This is a genomic window from Ruminococcus sp. 8Y-12, from assembly GCF_058119865.1.
Map to the genome: position 1 here is coordinate 3,147,621 of NZ_CM176623.1, position 21,120 is coordinate 3,168,740.

Annotated in this window: 21 protein-coding genes; 17 read left to right on the forward strand and 4 right to left on the reverse strand. The window is 49.0% G+C overall.

What is annotated here, in order from left to right; genetic code table 11:
• Positions 1 to 2: 2 nt before the first annotated feature.
• Positions 3 to 596 carry a YdcF family protein gene (locus tag AC0THY_RS12130; RefSeq protein ID WP_489990862.1) on the reverse strand — a complete coding sequence of 198 codons (594 nt, stop codon included), beginning with the start codon at positions 594 to 596 and terminating at the stop codon, positions 3 to 5.
• 150 nt (positions 597 to 746) lie between these two features.
• On the opposite strand from AC0THY_RS12130, the gene AC0THY_RS12135 reads away from it, so the two are divergent.
• Genes AC0THY_RS12135 through AC0THY_RS12150 form a run of 4 tightly spaced genes read left to right on the forward strand, consistent with a single transcriptional unit; the run spans position 747 to position 3,309 of the window.
• Positions 747 to 1,472, forward strand: a complete 726-nt coding sequence (locus tag AC0THY_RS12135; protein WP_489990863.1) for an HAD family hydrolase — start codon at positions 747 to 749, stop codon at positions 1,470 to 1,472.
• Positions 1,465 to 2,250: an HAD family hydrolase gene (locus tag AC0THY_RS12140; protein ID WP_489990864.1), complete on the forward strand. Its 786-nt coding sequence runs from the start codon at positions 1,465 to 1,467 to the stop codon at positions 2,248 to 2,250. The genes AC0THY_RS12135 and AC0THY_RS12140 overlap by 8 nt, the downstream gene beginning before the upstream one ends.
• Positions 2,243 to 3,040, forward strand: a complete 798-nt coding sequence (locus tag AC0THY_RS12145; protein ID WP_489990865.1) for a Cof-type HAD-IIB family hydrolase — start codon at positions 2,243 to 2,245, stop codon at positions 3,038 to 3,040. The genes AC0THY_RS12140 and AC0THY_RS12145 overlap by 8 nt, the downstream gene beginning before the upstream one ends.
• An 11-nt stretch (positions 3,041 to 3,051) precedes the next feature.
• Positions 3,052 to 3,309: a glyoxalase gene (locus AC0THY_RS12150; protein ID WP_489990866.1), complete on the forward strand. Its 258-nt coding sequence runs from the start codon at positions 3,052 to 3,054 to the stop codon at positions 3,307 to 3,309.
• Here the strand turns inward: AC0THY_RS12150 and AC0THY_RS12155 are convergent.
• Positions 3,306 to 4,034, reverse strand: a complete 729-nt coding sequence (locus AC0THY_RS12155; RefSeq protein ID WP_489990867.1) for a TraX family protein — start codon at positions 4,032 to 4,034, stop codon at positions 3,306 to 3,308. The genes AC0THY_RS12150 and AC0THY_RS12155 overlap by 4 nt on opposite strands.
• A gap of 211 nt (positions 4,035 to 4,245) precedes the next feature.
• On the opposite strand from AC0THY_RS12155, the gene htpG reads away from it, so the two are divergent.
• Positions 4,246 to 6,330 (forward strand): molecular chaperone HtpG, encoded by a 2,085-nt coding sequence (htpG, locus tag AC0THY_RS12160; protein WP_489990868.1) that lies wholly within the window; start codon positions 4,246 to 4,248, stop codon positions 6,328 to 6,330.
• A 69-nt stretch (positions 6,331 to 6,399) separates the two neighbouring features.
• On the opposite strand, the gene AC0THY_RS12165 is transcribed toward htpG, so the two are convergent.
• Positions 6,400 to 6,900: a DUF5721 family protein gene (locus AC0THY_RS12165; RefSeq protein ID WP_489990869.1), complete on the reverse strand. Its 501-nt coding sequence runs from the start codon at positions 6,898 to 6,900 to the stop codon at positions 6,400 to 6,402.
• 248 nt (positions 6,901 to 7,148) lie between these two features.
• On the opposite strand from AC0THY_RS12165, the gene AC0THY_RS12170 reads away from it, so the two are divergent.
• Both AC0THY_RS12170 and AC0THY_RS12175 read left to right on the forward strand, forming a co-directional pair.
• Positions 7,149 to 7,988, forward strand: coding sequence for a DegV family protein (locus tag AC0THY_RS12170; RefSeq protein ID WP_489990870.1), 840 nt, complete (start codon positions 7,149 to 7,151; stop codon positions 7,986 to 7,988).
• A gap of 92 nt (positions 7,989 to 8,080) precedes the next feature.
• The gene (locus AC0THY_RS12175; RefSeq protein ID WP_489990871.1) at positions 8,081 to 8,479 is read left to right on the forward strand and encodes a hypothetical protein; all 399 of its coding nucleotides are present in this window, start codon (positions 8,081 to 8,083) and stop codon (positions 8,477 to 8,479) included.
• Between the two features lie 98 nt (positions 8,480 to 8,577).
• Here the strand turns inward: AC0THY_RS12175 and AC0THY_RS12180 are convergent, their stop codons facing one another.
• Positions 8,578 to 9,801: an argininosuccinate synthase gene (locus tag AC0THY_RS12180; RefSeq protein ID WP_489990872.1), complete on the reverse strand. Its 1,224-nt coding sequence runs from the start codon at positions 9,799 to 9,801 to the stop codon at positions 8,578 to 8,580.
• Positions 9,802 to 10,101: 300 nt separating this feature from the next.
• Between AC0THY_RS12180 and argC the strand changes: the two genes are divergently transcribed.
• From argC to AC0THY_RS12230, 10 genes are all read left to right on the forward strand, one after another.
• Positions 10,102 to 11,142 (forward strand): N-acetyl-gamma-glutamyl-phosphate reductase, encoded by a 1,041-nt coding sequence (argC, locus tag AC0THY_RS12185; RefSeq protein WP_489990873.1) that lies wholly within the window; start codon positions 10,102 to 10,104, stop codon positions 11,140 to 11,142.
• A 17-nt stretch (positions 11,143 to 11,159) separates the two neighbouring features.
• Positions 11,160 to 12,380, forward strand: a complete 1,221-nt coding sequence (gene argJ, locus AC0THY_RS12190) for a bifunctional glutamate N-acetyltransferase/amino-acid acetyltransferase ArgJ (protein WP_489990874.1) — start codon at positions 11,160 to 11,162, stop codon at positions 12,378 to 12,380.
• A gap of 14 nt (positions 12,381 to 12,394) precedes the next feature.
• Positions 12,395 to 13,294, forward strand: a complete 900-nt coding sequence (gene argB / locus AC0THY_RS12195; protein ID WP_489990875.1) for an acetylglutamate kinase — start codon at positions 12,395 to 12,397, stop codon at positions 13,292 to 13,294.
• Positions 13,287 to 14,468, forward strand: a complete 1,182-nt coding sequence (locus tag AC0THY_RS12200; protein ID WP_489994191.1) for an aspartate aminotransferase family protein — start codon at positions 13,287 to 13,289, stop codon at positions 14,466 to 14,468. Before argB ends, AC0THY_RS12200 begins: the two co-directional genes overlap by 8 nt.
• Before the next feature lie 70 nt (positions 14,469 to 14,538).
• The gene (locus tag AC0THY_RS12205; protein WP_489990876.1) at positions 14,539 to 14,967 is read left to right on the forward strand and encodes a DMT family transporter; all 429 of its coding nucleotides are present in this window, start codon (positions 14,539 to 14,541) and stop codon (positions 14,965 to 14,967) included.
• A gap of 106 nt (positions 14,968 to 15,073) precedes the next feature.
• On the forward strand, positions 15,074 to 15,703 hold the full coding sequence (locus AC0THY_RS12210; RefSeq protein WP_489990877.1) for a helix-hairpin-helix domain-containing protein: 630 nt from the start codon (positions 15,074 to 15,076) through the stop codon (positions 15,701 to 15,703).
• 15 nt (positions 15,704 to 15,718) lie between these two features.
• Positions 15,719 to 16,408: a response regulator transcription factor gene (locus AC0THY_RS12215; protein WP_489990878.1), complete on the forward strand. Its 690-nt coding sequence runs from the start codon at positions 15,719 to 15,721 to the stop codon at positions 16,406 to 16,408.
• Between the two features lie 9 nt (positions 16,409 to 16,417).
• Positions 16,418 to 17,857 carry a sensor histidine kinase gene (locus AC0THY_RS12220; RefSeq protein WP_489990879.1) on the forward strand — a complete coding sequence of 480 codons (1,440 nt, stop codon included), beginning with the start codon at positions 16,418 to 16,420 and terminating at the stop codon, positions 17,855 to 17,857.
• 14 nt (positions 17,858 to 17,871) lie between these two features.
• A complete protein-coding gene (locus AC0THY_RS12225) occupies positions 17,872 to 18,849 on the forward strand; it encodes a GerMN domain-containing protein (RefSeq protein WP_489990880.1) in 978 nt (325 codons plus the stop codon).
• Between the two features lie 29 nt (positions 18,850 to 18,878).
• On the forward strand, positions 18,879 to 21,050 hold the full coding sequence (locus AC0THY_RS12230; RefSeq protein ID WP_489990881.1) for a DNA internalization-related competence protein ComEC/Rec2: 2,172 nt from the start codon (positions 18,879 to 18,881) through the stop codon (positions 21,048 to 21,050).
• Positions 21,051 to 21,120: the final 70 nt, after the last annotated feature.

Consider the following 21,120-nt stretch of genomic DNA (forward strand, 5'->3'; position numbering starts at 1 on the left):
TTCTAAAGTGTATTTTTTAAGATTTGATGGAACTGACTTCCACAGCGCTCTACCTCACCGAGCACAAGATCAATGTATTCGGGATTTTTATACCAATTGCTCCGTGTAATACCCCTGGTGACAGCCGGACAAACGAAAAAACGGGTATCCGGATAGAGGAGCTGGTAGTAAAGCAGGCAGCGCCTGGCATGGTAGGCCTGACAGGATAGGATGGCAGTTTGCACATCAATGCACATCTGGTCCGTAAGCCTTCTGGAGTAAATGGCATTTTCATAGGTATAGGAAGCCTGTCGTTCTTGTAAAATAGCCTCCAAGGGTACCTGGTGATCTGTTAAAACCCGGGTTAAGAAGGCACATTCATCCGAAAAAGAGGAGCCAATGTATTCTTTCGGTGAGGCAGGGCCGTCAAAGTGTCCGGTGAGGATGCTGTATTTACCGGATACCAGTATCCGGGGGGCGAGTCCTCTGTGATACAGGACAGCAGCGTTTTCGGCAATCTCCCCACAGGAACCTCCGGGGATAAAGATGATATCTGAGTGCTTTGGTATATCCTCTACAAAAATAAAATCTGTGAGAGCCTGATGAAACAGCGGCATATCAGAGACCTCCTGACATAAAAGTTGTGTGTTCTGATTATATCATCTTTATGCGGCCGGGGCAAATTCAAAATGGCTCCCTTGTCTTTCACGGAAAATCATGGTATTCTAGTCCCGTATCAATTAGAGTGACAGGAAATGAGGTATTGTATGTACAGACTTTGTATTTTTGACCTGGATGGAACTCTTGCGGACACGGTGGAATCCATGGCTTACAGTGCTAATCTGGCATTGAAAGAGCTGGGACTGCCCAAACAGCCCGCAGAAGCTTTCCGCTATTTCGCCGGGGATGGAGCCAGGGAACTGGTGAGGCGGTGCCTTGAGGCCGCCGGGGATGACCAGTGTCATTATTTTGAGCGGATGTACGCTCTGTACCGAACGTATTTTGGGGAACACTGCATGTACCATGTGGAGCCTTATCCGGGAATACGCACTCTTCTGGAAAAACTAAAGGGGGCAGGGGTGAGAACCGCTGTGCTCTCCAACAAGCCGCATGCTCAGGCAGTGAATGTGGTGGAGCGCATATTTGGAGATGGCTGCTTTGACTATATACAGGGGCAGAAGGAAGGTATTCCGAGAAAGCCGGACCCCGCCGGGGCCATGAGCGTGGCCGCAAGGTTTGGGGTAAGCCCCAGTGAATGTCTCTATATCGGGGATACCAATACGGATATGCAGACTGGAAGGGCAGCAGGGATGTTTACCGTGGGGGTGCTGTGGGGGTTCCGTGACCGAAAAGAACTGGAAGATAATCAGGCCAGCGTAATTGTCCATTCCCCACAGGAGATTTGGAGATTTATCCTGGAATCGGATGAACTAAAATCAGAGTGGACTTTGGACTCTGAGGAGGAGGAAATGGAGGCATTGTCGGATGATTAAGCTGATTGCGTGCGATTTAGATGGGACGCTTCTTCTGAATGGGGCCCAGGAACTGCGCCCTGAGACGTCAGATCTGATCCTGAAATTGAGGAAACAGGGAAGGCTCTTTGTGGCAGCCAGCGGCAGGCAGTATCCAAATCTTCGAAGGCTCTTTGAGCCTGTGGAGGATGAGATTGCTTACATCTGTGAGAATGGCGCGCTGGTAAAATACCAGGAAAAAACCCTTTTTCGCCACGAAATCCCCAGGAGGCTGGGACAGCAGATTTTGCGGGCGATCATGGAGAAGGAGGGCGCTGAGGCTCTTCTGTCCGGAACAGACACCTGCTATATCCAGCCAAAGGACAGCTCCTATGCAGATCACATGATAAATGTAGTGAAAAATAATGTGACAGTGGTGCAGGATATCTTTGCCACCCCGGAACCCTACCTTAAAATTGCTATCTATGAAAAGGAGGGGGTGGAGCGAGCACTTTCCTACTGGCAGGAGCGGTTTCAGGGAGCGGCCAATGTGGTTACCTCCGGAAACGCCTGGATCGATGTGGTGCCTGAGGGAGTACATAAGGGAAGCGCCATCCGGGTACTGGGACTGGAACTGGGGATAGGCAGGGAGGAAATGCTGGCTGTTGGGGACAATTACAATGACCGGGAGATGCTGGAAAGCGTGGGCAGCAGTGTGGCCATGAAGTCGGGCAAGGAAGGCATCCGGAAAATGTGCAGATATGAGACAGATCTGGTGGAGGATTTGCTTAAAGAGATACTGGAGGGAAAATATGATTAAACTGATAGCTTCTGATATTGACGGAACTCTTCTGGTGGAGGGCAGCGATGCCTTAAACCCGGAGATATTCCAGGTGATCCGGGGACTGAAAGAAAAAGACGTAATCTTTGCGGCAGCCAGCGGCAGACAGTATGCCAGTATCCGACATCTGTTTGACCCAGTAGCAAATGATATGATTTTTATTGCAGACAATGGATCAAATATTATCTGTCGTGGATATGAGATGCATGCTTCCCTGATGGAGAGAGAGGTTCTCTGTGAACTGGTGGAGGAAGTGCGGGGAATGGCGGATTGCTACCTGGTGTTGTCCTCCAGACAGGGGGAATCTTACCTGGAGAGCTATACAGAGGAACTTATGGAGCTTTTAGTAAACGGGTACCACAACAAGGTCAATCTGGTGGAGGACCTATTAAAGGAGCCGGTGGAATATATCAAATGTTCCATTTACAAAAAAGAGAACATCAGGCAGCTGGCCCACGGACTGATTGAAAAGTACCGGGACCGTCTAAATGTGGCAGTGGCTGGGGAAATATGGCTGGATTTTATGGACCGGGACGCGGATAAGGGAAATGCCATACGTACCATCCAGAAATCTCTTCGCATACGTCCGGAAGAAACCATGGTTTTTGGGGACAATATGAATGATATCGGAATGATGCGGGCAGCTGGAGAGAGCTATGCGGTGGCAAATGCCCAGCAGGCAGTAAAGGAAGCGGCAAAGCATATTGCCCAGGCCAACATCCATGACGGTGTATTAAAAGTGATGAAAAAAGTATTGGATGAACAGTAGGAGGAACAGGGATGTACAAAAGGGAATATTTAGAAGTATTTTTAAACGACCAGCTGCAGTTGTTTGACGAAAAGGTGGCGGATACGCCCAAGGAGGCAGAGGAGTTTCTGGAGGACTGTATGGCAGTGGTTGTGGAGTCTCTGGAGGAAGTGAGAGAGTATTTCGAGGAGAGCGGTATGGACGCATCTGAGCTGTCGGATGACGAACTGGCAGATGCGTCTGAGGTGTTTGCGCTGCCGGATGGCAGATTTCTGGTGGTGGAGGCTTAAAAGAGCTGCATGAAGAAAGGCCTGAGTGCGCAGAGAATCAGCAGGTGCACGGGATAAAACCAGTAGAAAAAGTAGCGCATCGAAAGCCCGCGTTTTCCGTTGTAGGCCAGGATGGGCAGAAAAGCCAGGGGCGCCGTCAACTCCCAGGAGATGGTGAGCGCTCCTGCCAGCGCCTGTGTCTTGCGCTCATAGCGGAAAATATACAGTATAATGATCAGCAGAACCCCCTTGTAGCCGTAGTCCGTTTGAAGCAGAAGACCTGCGGCCATGCCGGCTGCATAGATTACTACCTGGACCCAGACTTTTTCCCGGAAGCGGTCAGCAGCAATCATGACCAAAAGACCGATCAGAAGGGTGAAAAATACATTCTGGTGTTTAGGGTCAAAGAGTGTCCCAAAGACAGCCAGGTCAAAGGGAACCTCAGAGACCAGCGCAAAGAGGGCAAGACGCAGCGCATACTTTTTGACATTGCTGGTGTGAAGAAAGCCTTCCACCAGAAGAAAGCAAAAGATGGGAAAGGCCAGGCGTCCGATCTGGCGAATGATCTGGTCAGCCAGATAGACCTGGTCCCACAATCCGGGGTTGGCGTTTAGGGGCTGGGAATTTCGCAGGGCATATTCCAGGACAGCTGCCCCGATATGGTCAATGAACATTGTGACAATTGCAATTATTTTTAGGGTACTGCCGGTTATGCCGGCATATTTTTTTTGCTCTACAGCTTCCATGTTTTTCTCCTGTTAGATAGATTCTTACGATTACATCTTATTCACGGTACCAGTATAAAAGAAAAAGGAGCTCAGGGGAAGGGGAAAATGTAAAAATACAGATTGTTAGCACTCGACTGAAACGAGTGCTAATTTTCTCTTGACATTTTGCACCAGGCGTATTAAACTACATTTTAGATATCAAGAAAAAAATACAAAGGAGTGTTTGCAAATGAGCAGTAAGACAGGAAGCTTATCCATTAACAGTGAGAATATTTTCCCGATTATAAAAAAATGGTTGTATTCCGACCATGACATCTTTGCCAGGGAGTTGGTGTCCAACGGATGTGACGCGATCACTAAGCTGAAGAAACTGGATGTGATGGGAGAGTATACCCTTCCGGAGAAGTATAAGGCAAAGGTAGAGGTGGTGGTCAGCCCCAAGGAAAAGACCCTGAAGTTTATTGATTCCGGCCTTGGAATGGATGCGGATGAGGTGGAGGAGTACATTACCCAGATTGCCTTTTCCGGAGCCACCGATTTTCTGGAGAAATACAAGGACAAGACTAATGACGATGAGATGATCGGACATTTTGGTCTGGGATTCTACTCTGCTTTTATGGTTGCAGATGAAGTGCACATTGACACCCTTGCCTACAAAGAAGGGGCAAAACCAGTACACTGGGAGTGTGACGGAGGCACAGAGTACACCTTGGCAGAGGGCGGCAGGACAGAAGTGGGAACAGAAATCACCCTCTTTCTGAATGAGGAGAGCGTGGAATTTGCCAATGAGTACCGCATGCGCGAAGTGCTGGAAAAATACTGCTCCTTTATGCCCATTGAGATCTTCCTCTCCAACGCGGATGCAGAACAGCAGTATGAGACCATTGAGGAGAACGAGCTGACAGAGGATGACGTGGTGGTTGAGCGCATCCATGAGGAGGCGAAGACAGAGGAGCAGGAGAACGAAAATGGTGAGAAAGAGATGGTAGAGGTCTCTCCCGCCAGAGATATGGTAAAAATAAATAAGCGCCCTGCATCCATCAGCGATATTGCTCCCCTGTGGACAAAGCATCCCAATGAGTGCACGGATGAGGAGTACCGGGCCTTTTACCGCAAGGTATTTATGGATTACAAGGAGCCTCTGTTCTGGATTCACCTGAATATGGATTACCCGTTTAACTTAAAAGGAATCCTGTATTTCCCGAAAATCAATACAGAGTACGATTCCATTGAGGGAACCATCAAGCTGTACAATAACCAGGTGTTTATCGCGGACAATATCAAAGAAGTGATTCCGGAGTTTCTAATGCTCTTAAAAGGGGTAATCGACTGTCCGGACCTGCCTCTGAATGTGTCCAGAAGTGCACTCCAGAACGACGGATTTGTAAAGAAAATCTCTGACTATATAAGCAAAAAGGTGGCTGACAAGCTGTCCGGAATGTGCAAGACAGACAGGGAAAACTATGAGAAATACTGGGACGACATCAGCCCGTTTATCAAGTTCGGCTGTCTGAAGGATTCCAAATTCAGCGACAAGATGATGGACTATATCCTCTACAAAAACCTGGACGGCAAGTACTTGACTTTCACGGACTTTGTGGCTGAGAATAAGAAAGAGGATGCCAATGAAACAGAGGCCGTAAAAGAAGAGAATGCAAAAGAGGATACGGCAAAGGAAGAGACAGACCAGTCTTCAGACGCTGAAGAGAAAGAGAAAACAACACTCTTTTATGTGACCGATGAAGTTCAGCAGAGCCAGTACATCAATATGTTTAAGGAACACGGAATGGATGCGGTCATCCTGAAGCACAATATCGACTCTGCTTTTATCAGCCATGTGGAGCAGAAGCATGAGGACGTAAAATTTATGCGCATTGATGCGGATGTGACCGATAGCTTAAAAGAGGACGTTTCCGAGGAGGATTTGAAGGAAACAAAAGAGACTTTGACAGAGGTGTTCCGCAAAGCCCTTGGAAAAGAGAAGCTGGAAGTGAAGGTAGAGAAGCTGAAGAATGAGAATATCTCCTCCGTGATGATCCTCTCTGAGGAGAGCAGGCGTATGCAGGATATGATGAAGATGTACGGTATGCCAGGAATGGACCCCACTATGTTCGGCGGAGATCAGACTCTGGTGCTCAACGCCAACAACCAGCTGGTACAGTACATCTGTCAGAACAAGGAGTCAGAGAATGTTCCTGTGATCTGCGAGCAGCTCTATGATCTGGCCATGCTGAGCCACAAGCAGCTCTCACCGGATGAGATGACCAAATTTATCACCAGAAGCAATGAGATCCTGGCAATGATTGCAAAATAGTAACTATTCAGCAGGTTTGTGCATGTACTGAACAGTTACGCAAGATAAAAATGAAATTCCCTCTGAACATTAGTGTTCAAAGGGAATTTCTATTTTCTTAAAGAATTTTTCCACCATCTCATCCCAGGTGCGCTCCAGGGATTTATCAAGGGTAAAGAGGTTTAAAGAGGTCCCGGTGATACAGGAAAGACGCTGCCCGTCGTACCTTAAGTTTAGGAAGAGGCCTTCCACGTCACTTAGATTCAGGGAGGCCGCAGACTGGCTGAGGAGCTTTTCTGTATTGGACGGGGACAGGGCAAAGACGATCTTAAATCCCAGAGGGGTGCGCTTTCCCTTGATCAGGTCCAGGCAAAATGGGCGGACCTGGCTCCAAAAGGCAAATGGCGCCTGAGGCCCGCCGGACGCCTCCAGCTCCTCTTGGGTAAAATAATCCTTTTTCAAACGGCCGTCAATGGAAAAGGAGGCAAATGTGGTGATGTCCGCCTCCACTGTGAGAAAATGGTCAAAGGTGTCTTTTAACAGTAACCGGGACATAAATCCCTTGATATCTAAGATTTGAAATGATGTCATAATTTCCTCCCCGATGCGGTAAGTTTAATATATTTATAATATAACTTATTTTACCCCCTTTGCAAAGTAAAATATATGTGTTATTATTTTATGTAGTATTTGAAACTACATATAGGAGTTTGAAAAATCGGAAGATAAAGCTGCTAAATTGCGGGTATAATCGGTGAAGAGGCAGATATATGAAATTGAAGGTAACTGTGAAGGTACTGAACAGTTACAATTAAAGTGAGAAAACGGAGGAATGTTTCATGAGTTTTAAGGTTGTAATTGATAGTTGCGGAGAATTGACGGAGGAGATGAGGGCTAGCGGTCATTTTGAGACGGCATCACTTACAATGCAGATAGACGAATATACGATCGTAGATGATGAAACATTTGACCAGGCAGATTTTTTGGCTAAGGTAGCGGCCAGCCCCAACTGCCCCAAGTCATCCTGCCCTTCCCCTGAGGCCTATATGAAGTCCTTTGACTGCGGTGCAGACCATGTCTACGCGGTAACTCTGTCCGCAGAGCTGAGTGGTTCCTACAACAGCGCTATGCTGGGGCGCAATCTGTTTATGGAAAAGCATCCAGATGCCAAAGTGTATGTGTTTAACTCCCGTTCCGCATCTGTGGGAGAGACACTGATCGGGATGAAAATTCAGGAGTGCGAGGAGGCAGGTCTGGAATTTGAGGAGACTGTGGAGGCTGTGGAGGCCTACATAGCGGAACAGACCACTTGGTTTGTGCTGGAAAATCTGGACACCCTGCGCAAAAACGGGCGTCTGAGCAAGGTGAAGGCGTTCGTGGCCACAGCACTGAAGATCAAGCCGGTTATGAGTGCTACCAACGAGGGGGTCATTGTACAGCTGGATCAGGCCAGGGGTATGAACAAGGCAATGGTCAAGATGGCAGACTATATTGTAGAGAAGGTGGACCACCCGGAGGAGCGGATTTTAGCTATCTCTCACTGCAATTGCCTGGAGCGAGCCCAGATGCTGAAGGAGGCATTGCTAAAGCGGCTGAATTTGAAGAACGTAATTATACTGGATACAGCAGGAATCAGCAGTATGTACGCCAACGACGGCGGAATTATTGTAGTTGCCTGAGAAAAAATGTAGAAATTGTAAAAAAATCATGCAAAGTTCACGTTTATGTTGTATAATAACAAAAGAAATTAAAACAAGGAGTGAATAGAGTCATGAGTCAGGAAAAAGTTGACCGCTATAAAGAGGAAAAACGCAACAGAGAAAAGATCCTGAAAAAGGAGAAACGTCAGACACTGCTGATGAAAATCGGAGGAGCTGTCGTAGGCATCGCCCTGGTGGGGTGGATTGGATTTTCCGTTTACCATCAGGCCGCAAATACCGCAAATGCATCAGGAAAGACCTACAGCGTGGACACTGCGGCTCTGGACAATTATATGAACAATATGTCCGCAGCGGAATCAGAGGATGGTTCAACGGCTGAGACGGAGGCTGTTACAGAAGGCGGCACAGAAGCTGCCACGGAGAGCAGTTCAGAGACGGAAGCTGCCACAGAAGCCCCCACCGAAGCTGTTACGGAGGCTGCCACAGAGGGCGGTACAGCGGCGGAGTAACGAATGTTACTGTTCATTCCGTGAACAGGTTGTTTTGGAATTAAAGTGAAATAAAGACCGGCCGGAGAGAATCTCCCGGCCGGTCTTTTTCTTAAATACTACTGATTTTTTTCAACTTCAGCCATCTTCATGGCGCGGACTTTTAAGGGAAGTCCGAACAGGGTGATGAATCCGCTTGCATCGTGGTGGTCATACAGATCACCGGTGGTGAAACTTGCCAGGGACTCGCTGTACAGGCTGTAAGGAGAAGTAGTTCCGGCTTTGATAATATTGCCTTTGTAGAGCTTGAACTTCACCTCTCCGGTTACATACTCCTGGGTCACATCCATGAAAGCCTGGATGGACTCCCTAAGCGGAGTAAACCATTTGCCCTCGTATACAATCTGTGCAAATCTATTGCCAAGGTCTTTCTTCACTTCCATGGTAGCGCGGTCCAGTACCAGCTCCTCAAGCTGCGCATGAGCTTCCATCAAAATGGTTCCGCCCGGAGTCTCATACACACCGCGGGATTTCATGCCTACCACACGGTTTTCTACGATATCTACAATGCCCACACCGTGTTTTCCGCCCAGCTCATTGAGTTTAGTGATAATGTCGGAAACTTTCATCTTTTCTCCGTTGATACTTGTGGGAACACCTTTTTCAAAGGTCATGGTCACATACTCGCCTTCCTCCGGAGCTTTCTCGGGGGAGACGCCCAGAACCAGAAGGTGGTCATAGCTGGGCTCATTGGCAGGGTCCTCAAGTTCCAGTCCCTCATGACTGATATGCCACAGATTGCGGTCACGGCTGTAGCTGGAGTCAGCGGAAAAAGGCAGGTCAATGCCATGCTGGCGGCAGTACTCGATCTCATCCTCTCTGGACTGCATGGTCCACACATCTGTCATTCTCCATGGAGCAATGATTTTTAAATCCGGTGCAAGGGCTTTGATGCCCAGCTCAAAGCGGATCTGGTCATTTCCTTTTCCGGTTGCGCCGTGGCAGATGGCGGTTGCACCTTCCTTGCGGGCAATTTCAACCAGTCTCTTGGCGATGACGGGGCGGGCCATGGAGGTTCCCAGCAGGTATTTGTTCTCATATACAGCACCTGCCTTTACGCAGGGCATGATATAGTCATCGCAGAACTCATCGATGATATTTTCAATATATAATTTAGAAGCGCCTGAGAGTTGTGCTCTCTCCTCAAGACCGTCCAGTTCATTTCCCTGTCCGCAGTCAATGCAGCAGCAGATGACTTCATAATCAAAATTTTCTTTTAACCAGGGTATGATGGCAGTGGTATCCAGGCCGCCTGAATATGCCAGAATTACTTTTTCTTTCATGGTTCGTTCCTCCTAAAAATAGATATGTATTTACGCTATTCATTACTATACATCATTGATCATAAATATGCAAGCACTATTTTAAAAACATTCTTGAATACACACATATAATGAAGAAAAGCGGGGGAATAAGTGCATTGATAAAAAATAGGGCTTGCATATTATACATATTAGATGTATAATTATGCAATCTAAATGAATAGAAAAAATAGGGAAAGCACTTTACTTTGAAAGATTCTTATTATATATTAGAAACAATAGTGTTTTTACCTATGAAAAACCGGAAGGAGTTGTATATTCATGATAAAAGTTGGTATTATCGGAGCCACCGGCTATGCCGGGGGGGAACTGGTGAGATTGCTGATGGGACATCCGGAGGCAGAGATCGTCTGGTATGGCTCCAGAAGCTACATAGACAAAAAGTATTATGAGGTCTTTCAGAATATGTTTCAGATCGTGGACGCGCGGTGTCTGGACGATGATATGGAGAAGCTGGCAAAGCAGGCGGACGTGATTTTTACCGCCACACCCCAGGGACTCTGTGCTTCCTTAGTCAGTGAAGAGATCCTCTCCCAGACAAAGATCGTAGATCTGAGTGCTGATTTTCGAATCAAGGATGTAAAGATTTATGAGGAGTGGTACAAAATCGAACACAAATCCTCCCAGTTTATCGGGGAAGCGGTTTATGGTCTCTGTGAGATAAACAGGGAGCTCGTAAAAAAAGCGAGACTTGTGGCCAATCCCGGCTGCTATCCCACCTGCAGTACCCTGGCGGTCTATCCTTTGCTGAAGGAGGGGATTATTGATCCGTCCACTCTTATCATAGATGCCAAATCCGGAACCTCCGGAGCTGGAAGGGGAGCCAAGGTGGATAATCTTTACTGTGAGGTTAACGAGAACATCAAAGCTTACGGCGTGGCAAGCCACAGGCACACCCCGGAGATTGAAGAACAGTTAAGCTACGCGGCCGGGGAGAAGGTAGTTCTCAACTTTACCCCCCATCTGGTTCCCATGAACAGGGGAATCCTTGTAACGGCCTATGCGTCTCTGCGCAGGGAGGTTTCCTGTGAGGAGGTGAGGGCAGCTTATGAAAAGTACTATCAGAGCGAAAAATTTGTCCGCGTGCTGGAGGGGGATGCATGTCCCCAGACAAAATGGGTGGAAGGCAGCAATTACGTGGATGTCAACTTTAAGATTGATCCCAGAACCAACCGTGTGATCATGATGGGGGCTATGGATAATCTGGTCAAGGGGGCAGCAGGGCAGGCTGTCCAGAATATGAACCTGATGTTTGGGCTTGAGGAGAGCATGGGACTTTGCCTGGTGCCCATGTTTCCGTAAATGAGGAGGAGCAGAGAGTGAAAATCATTGAGGGCGGCGTAGCCGCGGCGCTGGGATTTCAGGCGATTGGAATTCAGGCTGGAATTAAAAAAGACAAAAAGGATATGGCTATGGTGTACAGTGAGACACCCTGTGTGGCAGCAGGGACCTTTACCACAAATGTGGTCAAAGCAGCTCCCGTTAAGTGGGATCAGAATGTAGTTTACAACTATTCCACAGCCAGAGGCATTGTGGTAAACAGCGGGGTGGCAAATGCCTGTACCGGTGAGGAGGGCTATAGCTACTGTGTGCAGACTGCTGAGACAGCGGCTAAGTTGTTAGGTATTCCGATGACGGAGGTCCTGGTGGCCTCCACAGGGGTCATTGGACAGCAGATTCCTATTGAAAAAATTAAGGAGGGGGTTAAGGCCATGGTTCCCATCCTGGAGCACAGCTCACAAGCCGGGGGGCTGGCGGCTGAGGCCATCATGACTACGGATACGGTAAAGAAGGAAGTGGCAGCGACCGTGGAGCTGGGCGGGAAAACCGTGACCATTGGCGGCATGTGTAAGGGCTCGGGAATGATTCATCCCAACATGTGTACCATGCTCAGTTTTGTGACCACAGACGCCGCCATCTCTAAGGAGATGCTTCAGAAAGCACTGAGCCAGGATGTGATGGACACCTACAACATGGTTTCCGTGGATGGCGACACCTCCACAAACGATACGGTACTGCTCCTGGCAAACGGACAGGCGGGAAATCCTGTGATTGAACAGGAGGGGGAGGACTATGAAACCTTCTGCAGAGCCCTCAATTATGTTAACACGGAGCTGGCAAAAAAGATTGCCGGGGACGGAGAGGGGGCTACAGCGCTCTTTGAGGTAAAAGTTGTGGGCGCTCTGTCCAAGGAACAGGCTGTTGTTTTGAGCAAGTCCATTGTCACCTCAAGCCTGACCAAAGCAGCCATCTATGGGCATGATGCCAACTGGGGAAGGATTTTGTGTGCAATGGGGTACTCCGGAGTACAGTTTGACCCTGAGCAGGTAGATCTCTATTTTGAGAGTGCTGCCGGAAAACTGAAAATTATAGAAAACGGGGTGTCCACAGGTTACAGCGAGGAGGAAGCCACGAAAATCCTCTCAGAGCCAGCTGTGACTGCCATTGCAGATATTAAGATGGGGAAATCCTCAGCGACTGCCTGGGGATGCGATCTGACTTACGACTATGTAAAAATAAACGCGGATTACCGCTCATAAGGAGAACAGGAAACATGGAAACAATGGAAAATTGGCTTCAAAAAGCCAGTGTCTTAAATGAAGCATTACCCTATATTCAGAGATTTCACGGAAAGACGATTGTGGTTAAATACGGCGGAAGCGCTATGGTGGATCATGAGTTGAAGAAAAATGTGATCCGTGATGTGGCCCTCTTAAAGCTGGTGGGCTTTCGTCCCATCATCGTTCACGGTGGCGGCAAGGAAATTACAAAGTGGACGAAAAAGCTGGGGATTGAGACAAATTTTGTCAATGGACTGCGGGTGACGGATAAAGCTACCATGGAAGTGGCGGAGATGGTTCTGAATAAGGTGAACAAAGGCCTGGCGTCCATGATGGAAAAAGTGGGTGTCAGGGCTGTTGGAATCAGCGGAAAGGATGGTTCCATCCTCAGAGTGGATAAAAAGCTTTCAAATGGGGAGGATATCGGGTTTGTCGGGGAAGTAAAATCTGTGAACACTCAGCTCTTAAACACCCTGCTGGACAATGATTTTATCCCCGTGATTTGTCCCATAGGATCTGATGATAATTACCACTCCTACAATATCAATGCGGATGACGCTGCCTGTGCCATCGCCACTGCTGTGGGGGCTGCAAAGCTGGCCTTTTTGACAGATATCGAGGGCGTGTACAGAGACCCCCTGGACAAGGGCAGCCTGATTTCAGAGCTGACAGTGCCTGAGGCGGAGGAACTGCTGGGAAGCGGAAATGTGGGAGGCGGTATGCTGCCCAAGATCCGCAACTGTGTGGATGCCATCAAGTCAGGTGTCTCCAGAGTACATATCCTGGACGGCAGGATCGAGCATTGCCTGCTTCTGGAGTTTTTTACCAATAGAGGTGTGGGAACAGCAATCATTGGTGATGAGGAGGAGCGTTATTTTGAAGAGCATGAGTAGTTGTATGGAACTTGCAGAAGAATATGTACTGCACACCTACAATCGCTTTCCGGTAGTGCTGGAGAGAGGAGAGGATGTGTATCTTTACGACATGGAGGGGAAGCAGTATCTGGATTTTGGGGCCGGTATTGCTGTATTTGGACTGGGTTACCACTACCCGGGTTACGATGAGGCCCTCAAAACACAGATCGACAAGCTAATCCACACCTCAAACCTTTACTACAATGCGCCTATGGCTGAAGCAGCTGAGAAGCTGGTAAAGGCCAGCGGCCTGGATAAAGTGTTTTTTACCAACAGTGGTACTGAGGCTGTGGAGGGCGCCATTAAAGCGGCCAGAAAATATGCCTACACAAAGGACGGCTGCACAGACCATGAGATCATTGCCATGAACCACTCGTTTCATGGGAGAAGCGTGGGTGCTCTTTCGGTAACGGGAAATCCTCATTACCAGGAAGCCTTCAAGCCATTGATGGGCGGTGTGAGGTTTGCTGAATTTAATAATCTGGACAGTGTAAAGGAGCAGGTGACAGATAAGACCTGTGCCATAATCATGGAGACAGTACAGGGGGAAGGGGGCATTTACCCTGCCAAACAATCCTTTCTGGAGGGAGTCAAGGCCATTTGTGAGGAGCGTGATATCCTGCTGGTGCTGGACGAAATTCAGTGTGGAATGGGCAGGACGGGATCTATGTTTGCCTGGCAGGCATACGGGGTGGAGCCGGATATCATGACCTGCGCCAAAGCGTTGGGCTGCGGTGTGCCTGTGGGGGCCTTTGTGCTCAACAAAAAGACGGCAAAGGCATCCCTGGTGCCTGGGGACCACGGGACAACCTATGGCGGAAACCCGTTTGCCTGCGCAGCGGTGAGCAAGGTGTTGGATATTTTTGAACAGGACCATATCACAGAACATGTAAAGGAGACAGCGCCCTATCTGGAGCAGAAACTGGATGCACTGGTGGAAAAGTATGATTTTCTGACAGCCCGCCGAGGCAGAGGGCTGATGCAGGGACTGGTGGTTTCGGGAAGGCCTGTGGGGGAGATTGTCGCAAAATGCCTGGAAAACGGACTGATCCTGATTTCCGCCGGAAGTGATGTGCTGCGCCTTGTACCGCCTTTGATTATCACAAAAGAGCATATTGATGAAATGATCGAAAAGCTAACGGCCAGTTTTTGATTGATATGGCTGTAGCATAAAAAAACTTCCTTTGCACATAATAAACCAAAAAGCAAAGGGAGTTTTTTCTATGTTTGGTATATTAATTGCATTGTTGTCAGGAGCCCTAATGAGTGTGCAGGGTGTGTTTAACACGGAAGTGACGAAGAATACCAGCCTTTGGGTGTCCACATGCTTTGTTCAGTTCTCGGCTCTGGCGGTCTGTCTGGTGGCCTGGTTTTTTGCGGACAGGCAGAGCTTTTCCACCCTGCTTGAGGTGCCGAACAAGTACGCGCTTCTGGGGGGCGTAATCGGAGCCTTCATTACGATTACAGTGATCAAGAGCATGGGCAGCTTAGGACCTGCCAGAGCAGCCATGCTCATTGTCATTGCCCAGCTGATTGTGGCCTATGTCATTGAGCTGCTCGGAATTTTCGGGGTGGACAAGCAGCCTCTGGAGTGGAGAAAGGTGATAGGTATGCTGGTGGCAATTGGAGGTATCGTTATTTTTAAGTGGTGAAAAAGGGTTAAATTTTAAAAAGCTATTGTAATAAAAAGGAATTTCCGATAGAATAGATATGACTGTATCGGGGGCCTTTCTCTTAAAATAGGGAAAGGAGCGTTACATGATGAAAAAAATTTATTTGTATCTGAGCGCCTGTTTACTGGCAGGCTTATTTTTCGTAGGCGGTTGCCGAAAGGGGGAAACGGTTTCCCTCTATACGGAAGAAGATTGGCAGTCAGAGAGTAGCGGCATGTCCGCTTCGGAGCCTCAGACAGGGGATCGAATGGTCCAGTCTGAGGGGCAGACTTCAGGGGAAATCTGTGTGTACGTCTGCGGCGCAGTGCAAAAGCCCGGAGTTTTCCGGCTTCCGGCTGGTTCCAGAGTGTTTGAGGCCATAGAGCAGGCAGGGGGACTTAGGGAAGATGCCGCCTTCTCAGCGGTAAATCAGGCAGCAGTTCTGGAGGATGGAACGCAGGTGACGGTTCCCACCCAGGAGGAAGTAAAGGCAGGCGCGGCAGATGGTGCCTGGAACCCGTCTGAGAATGGGGAAACCAAGGAGCAGAAGGTGAATATCAACACAGCGACGGCGGAAGAGCTGAAGACACTTCCTGGAATCGGGGATGCAAAGGCGGCGGATATCATTGAATATCGCCAGAGTTCAGGAGGCTTTCAGACCATTGAGGAGATCAAGAACATCAGCGGAATCAAAGATGCCGTGTTTGAGAAGATAAAGGACAAAATAGTGGTATAGTGAGGAGAATAGATTATGGCAAAGAAAGTTTTAGTGGTGGATGACGAAAAATTGATCGTGAAGGGAATACGTTTCAGCCTGGAGCAGGATGGCATGGAGGTGGACTGTGCCTATGACGGAGAGGATGCCCTCCGTATGGCCAAGGAAAAGGAATACGATATTATACTTTTGGATGTGATGCTTCCAAAGCTGACCGGATTTGAAGTCTGCCAACAGATCCGCGACTTTTCTAATGTGCCGGTGGTGATGCTGACGGCTAAGGGAGATGACATGGACAAAATTCTGGGACTGGAATACGGGGCGGATGATTATATCACGAAACCTTTTAATATCCTGGAGGTTAAGGCCAGAATTAAAGCAATCATGAGAAGGACCACCAGAAAGGCACAGGCTGAGACAAAGAGCAAGGTGATTGAGGCCGGTGATCTGGTTCTGGACTGCGAGGGAAGACGGGTAAGCATTGGCGGAAAGGAAATCAACCTGACGGCCAAGGAGTTCGATGTGCTGGAGCTCTTGGTGCTGAATCCCAACAAGGTTTACAGCAGGGAGAATCTGCTGAACATTGTCTGGGGATATGAGTATCTGGGAGATGTGCGCACCGTGGATGTACATATCAGAAGACTGAGGGAGAAGATAGAGGCAAACCCCAGTGAACCGAAATATGTGCACACAAAATGGGGCGTTGGATACTATTTTCAGCATTAGGGGACAGAAGTGAAAAGAATTATTAAGAATGACCATATCAAAAAATATGCAAAGAGCCTGCAGTTCCGCATTTTTCTGGTGTTCATTCTGGTGGGGATCATACCGATTATGCTGGTCAAGCAGGGGATACTGGTCAGCTATGAGGAACAGGCCATCAGCCAGAGAGGCACTATGGTGCAGAATCAGTGCAGGCTTATTGCCGGGCAGCTTGGAAGCGCATCTTACATAGGGGAAAATGATGCGGAAACTGTGAACACAGAGCTGTCCCAGCTGGCTAATTTGTACAATGGCAGGATTGTGATTGTGAACAGCCAGTTTCGCGTGGTAAAGGATACGTATGATCTGGATGAGGGAAAGTTTATCATTTCGGAGGATGTACTCAAGTGTTTTCGGGGAGAAGACACTCTGAACTATGACAAAAAGGGCGGATTTATTGAGATGACCCTTCCGGTGGTGTCCTCGGTCAGCCAGGAGAAGATTGGCATGATGATTGTCAGTACGCCTACTGAGGATATTTTGGCAAGCAGAGATACCTTGAGCCGTAAGGTGTTCATTTTGCAGGTGGGAATGGCTCTGGCTATCCTGGCCATCGCCTTTTACGTGTCCAGAATGCTGGTAAAGCCCTTTGGAAAGGTAACACGTTCCCTGGAGGAGATGACAGGGGGAATCTTGGAGGAGGACCTTTCGATTCTGGACTATACGGAGACACAGTTACTCTCAGAGGCCTACAACCGGATGCTTAAGCGCATGAAGACCCTGGATGATTCCAGGCAGGAATTTGTCTCAAATGTGTCCCATGAGCTTAAAACCCCAATCACTTCAATGAAGGTGCTGGCGGACTCCCTGCTGATGCAGGAGGATGTGCCTGTGGAACTGTACAAGGAATTTATGGGAGACATCGCTGAGGAGATTGACCGTGAAGATAAGATTATAAATGATCTGCTCTCACTGGTGAAGATGGACCGCAAGGCTGCAGATGTGAATATTCAGGAGACTAACATCAATGAACTGCTGGAGTTGATTGTAAAGAGGTTAAAGCCTATTGCAGGTAAACAAAACATTGATTTGGTACTGGAGAGCTTTAAGCCTGTGATGGCTGAGATAGACGAGACCAAGCTCACCCTCGCCATCTCCAACCTGGTGGAGAATGCCATCAAGTACAATAAAGAGGACGGCTGGGTGCATCTGTCCCTGAACTCGGATCACAAGTATTTTTATGTAAAGGTGGAGGACTCCGGGATCGGTATTCCTGAGGATGCCCAGGAGCATATCTTTGAGCGCTTCTACCGGGTAGACAAATCCCACTCCAGAGAGATTGGGGGAACAGGACTTGGCCTTGCGATAACCAGAAGCGCGGTGCTGATGCACAGGGGCGCTATCAAGGTCTACAGTAAAGAAGGGGAGGGGACAACCTTTACGGTGCGGATTCCCCTGACTTATATGGCATAAGGAGGCAGAAGTAGGTGAAAAAAGGAATTTTGGGTCTCTTGCTTTTGCTGGCAGTGTATTGCCTGGCCGGATGTGAGGAGGTCAAGCAGGAGACTTCAGAATATGTGGTTTACCGGATCAATGGGGAGGGAACCAAGCTGGTGCAGGACCCCTATAAGCCCCAGTCGGAAAAAAGCGGAGAAATGATACAGGAGTTGATCGGGAAGCTTATGGAAACGCCCGAGAGGGTGGAGGAAAAGTCTGCAATCCCCAAGAGTGTTCAGATTACAGGGGCCGTGGTGCAGGACAAAAACCTTCAGGTGGAGTTTAGCGCATCCTACGCCGCCATGGGAAATATAGAAGAGATTCTCTGCCGCTGTGCAGTAGTGAAGACCTTGGTTCAGGTTCCGGATGTGGATACAGTCACTTTCTCGGTTGGAGGGGATGAACTCAAAGATGCACAGGGCACTGTCGTGGGGCCAATGGGAGCAGACTCTTTTATTGACGCCGGGGGAGAGGGGATCAACTCGTACCAGTATGCTGCCCTGACGCTCTACTTTGCAGACGAGAGCGGTAAAAAGCTGGTGAAGGAGATGCGCAATGTGCACTATTCCAGCAACAACACCCTTGAGAAGGTGGTGGTGGAACAAATCCTGGAGGGGCCGGCCAACACAAAGCTTTTGCCTGTTGTCAATGCAGGGGCAAAGATTCTAAGTGTCATAAAAGAACAGGGGCTGTGTACGATTAACTTTGATTCCACCTTTAACCAGGCAGTATCCCAAAGCCCGGTGGACCCCACTGCGGCGGTTTATTCCATTGTGGATGCCGTCTGCGACACCACAGGGGTAAAGCAGGTGCAGATACAGATTGACGGGAAAACAGATGTAAAGTATCTGGATACTGTGGACATCAGCCAGCCTTTTGAGCCCAGCCGGGAGATGCTTTCCAAAACGGACAGAGAGACGGAAAAGCTTGCGCCCTCTGTAGGGGTTGACCAGATGCTTCCCAAATAGGGTGTGTGGATTCAGTATGAGGAGGTTTTATGGGAAGAAGGCCGCTTTGCCTGGCGGCCCTGCTTCTGGTATTATGGACTGCCGTTTCAGGGCAGACTGGGGCCAGGAAAGAGCCCTTACCTCTGCAGGAACTGCAGGGATGCACGGTGGCTGTACAGGGGCAGGTCTACAGGCTGGAAAAGAAAAAGGAAAAGAATCTGATTTATCTCAAAAACATTTCTGTTTCACATTATAAAAAATCAAAAGCATTATCTGAGTATTATTCCAAAACAATTGTTTACACAACAGAAGAAAACACCTTCCAAATCGGAAATGTTGTTCAGGCGCAGGGCAAATGTACGATTCCGGAAGCACCCACAAATCCGGGCCAATTTGACATGCCGGCCTATTACAGGGCACAGGGAATCGGCTTTACCCTTCAGAGGGCCACAGCCTTACTGACAGATGACCACGTTCATCTACTTTTGCAGACCCTCCATGAGATCAGAGGGAGGCTGGCTGAAAGTATCCGTTCGATTGCGAATGAGCAGGATGCGGCCCTGATGTGCGCAGTGCTGCTGGGGGACCGGACTGGGCTGGATGAGGAGACGCTTAGCCTGTATCGGGATGGGGGCATATCACATATTTTTAGTATATCGGGGTTGCATATTTCCATGTTGGGAATGCTGCTGTTTGGTCTGTTCCGGAAAGCGGGAATGAAGTATGGAGTATCTGCCCTGGCAAGCATGTCTGTCATGCTAAGCTACTGTTTGATGACCGGAGCCTCATCTTCCGCTGTGCGGGCCTTTCTCATGTACCTGGTTTACCTGGGGGCTCAGGCGGCGGGGCGGACCTATGACATGAAGAATGGTCTGGCTCTGGCTGTGCTCTGCCTGCTTATGGGCAACGGGGAATTGCTCTCTCAGGGGGGATTCCAGCTCTCTGTTCTGGCGGTCTTCGGCATTGCCTGGATCTCTCCCTTGCTCCAAAGGGTATGTGGGGGAGGCAGGAAGAGGAGGGAAGCATTTCTGGTGAGTCTTGGCGTTCAACTGGCCATTCTTCCCTGTCTGCTCTACCATTTCTTTGAATTTCCTCCCTTTGGGATTGTTCTCAATCTGCTGGTTCTGCCCTTCATGTCTCTGGCAGTTATGATGGGCCTTGCAGCGTGCCTGGGGGGACTCCTGTTTGCGCCAGCCGGCGTGCTGCTGTTTGCGCCGTGCCACTATATCCTGGCCTGGTATGAAGTTCTGTGCGCAAGAAGCAGGGAGATTCCCGGATGGATGCAGACCTGGGGAAGGCCTCAGACGGCTTCCATACTGCTGTATGTGGTGTGCCTTGCAGGGTTTTGCTGGCTGTTGGGAAGGAAGCGGCGAGCGGCTCTTGCGGGACCGGGCGCTGTTTTGCTGCTGGCAGCGGGGGTGTGGATGCTGAGCTTTCACTACAGGGAAGCGTTTGAAATCACCTTTTTGGACGTGGGGCAGGGGGATGGGATTTTCTGGGAGACAGACGGTGGGACTGCGTTTCTATGCGACGGTGGAAGCAGCAGTGTAACGGAGGTGGGGAAATACCGGATCATCCCCTTTCTGAAGTACAGGGGGAGAAATGTGTTGGACTATGTTTTTATAACGCATATGGACGAGGACCATGTCAATGGGATAGAGGAGTTGCTGGGTCAAGAGATTGGGGGAATTGACATCGGGCATCTGGTTCTGCCGGATTTGGAAACACGGGATGAGCGGTTCGGGAAGATCGAAAAAATGGCCCAAAGGAGAGGAATCCCTTTGATTTATCTCAGACGGGGGATGGTGATTCAGGCAGGGGATCTGTCGGTTAAGTGCCTGTACCCTGAGAAGGGGAATGCGGGAGAGGAAAAAAACGAGAGCTCTGTGGTGCTGAGACTGGAATATCAAAAGTTTTCTGCTCTGCTCACTGGTGATCTGGAAGGCAGAGGGGAGGAGACTGTAATGAAGACGGGGGGAGACTCTGTAACACTTCTGAAGGTGGCCCATCACGGCTCCTCAAACTCTTCAGGGGAGGAATTTCTGAGAACATTCCGGCCCGGCATATCTGTGATATCCTGCGGAAGGGGAAATACTTACGGCCATCCCCACGCAGAGGTTTTGGAGAGGCTGGCGGGGAGCATGATACTGCGCACAGACCAGGATGGGGCGGTTACAGTGTCCACAGACGGAGAAAATTATTTTGTGGAGAAATTTGAATAAAATAAAAGGAAATTGAAGGTTTGCGCAGAATATACCTATTAGAGAAGTTATGTACATGGTAAAACAGGCA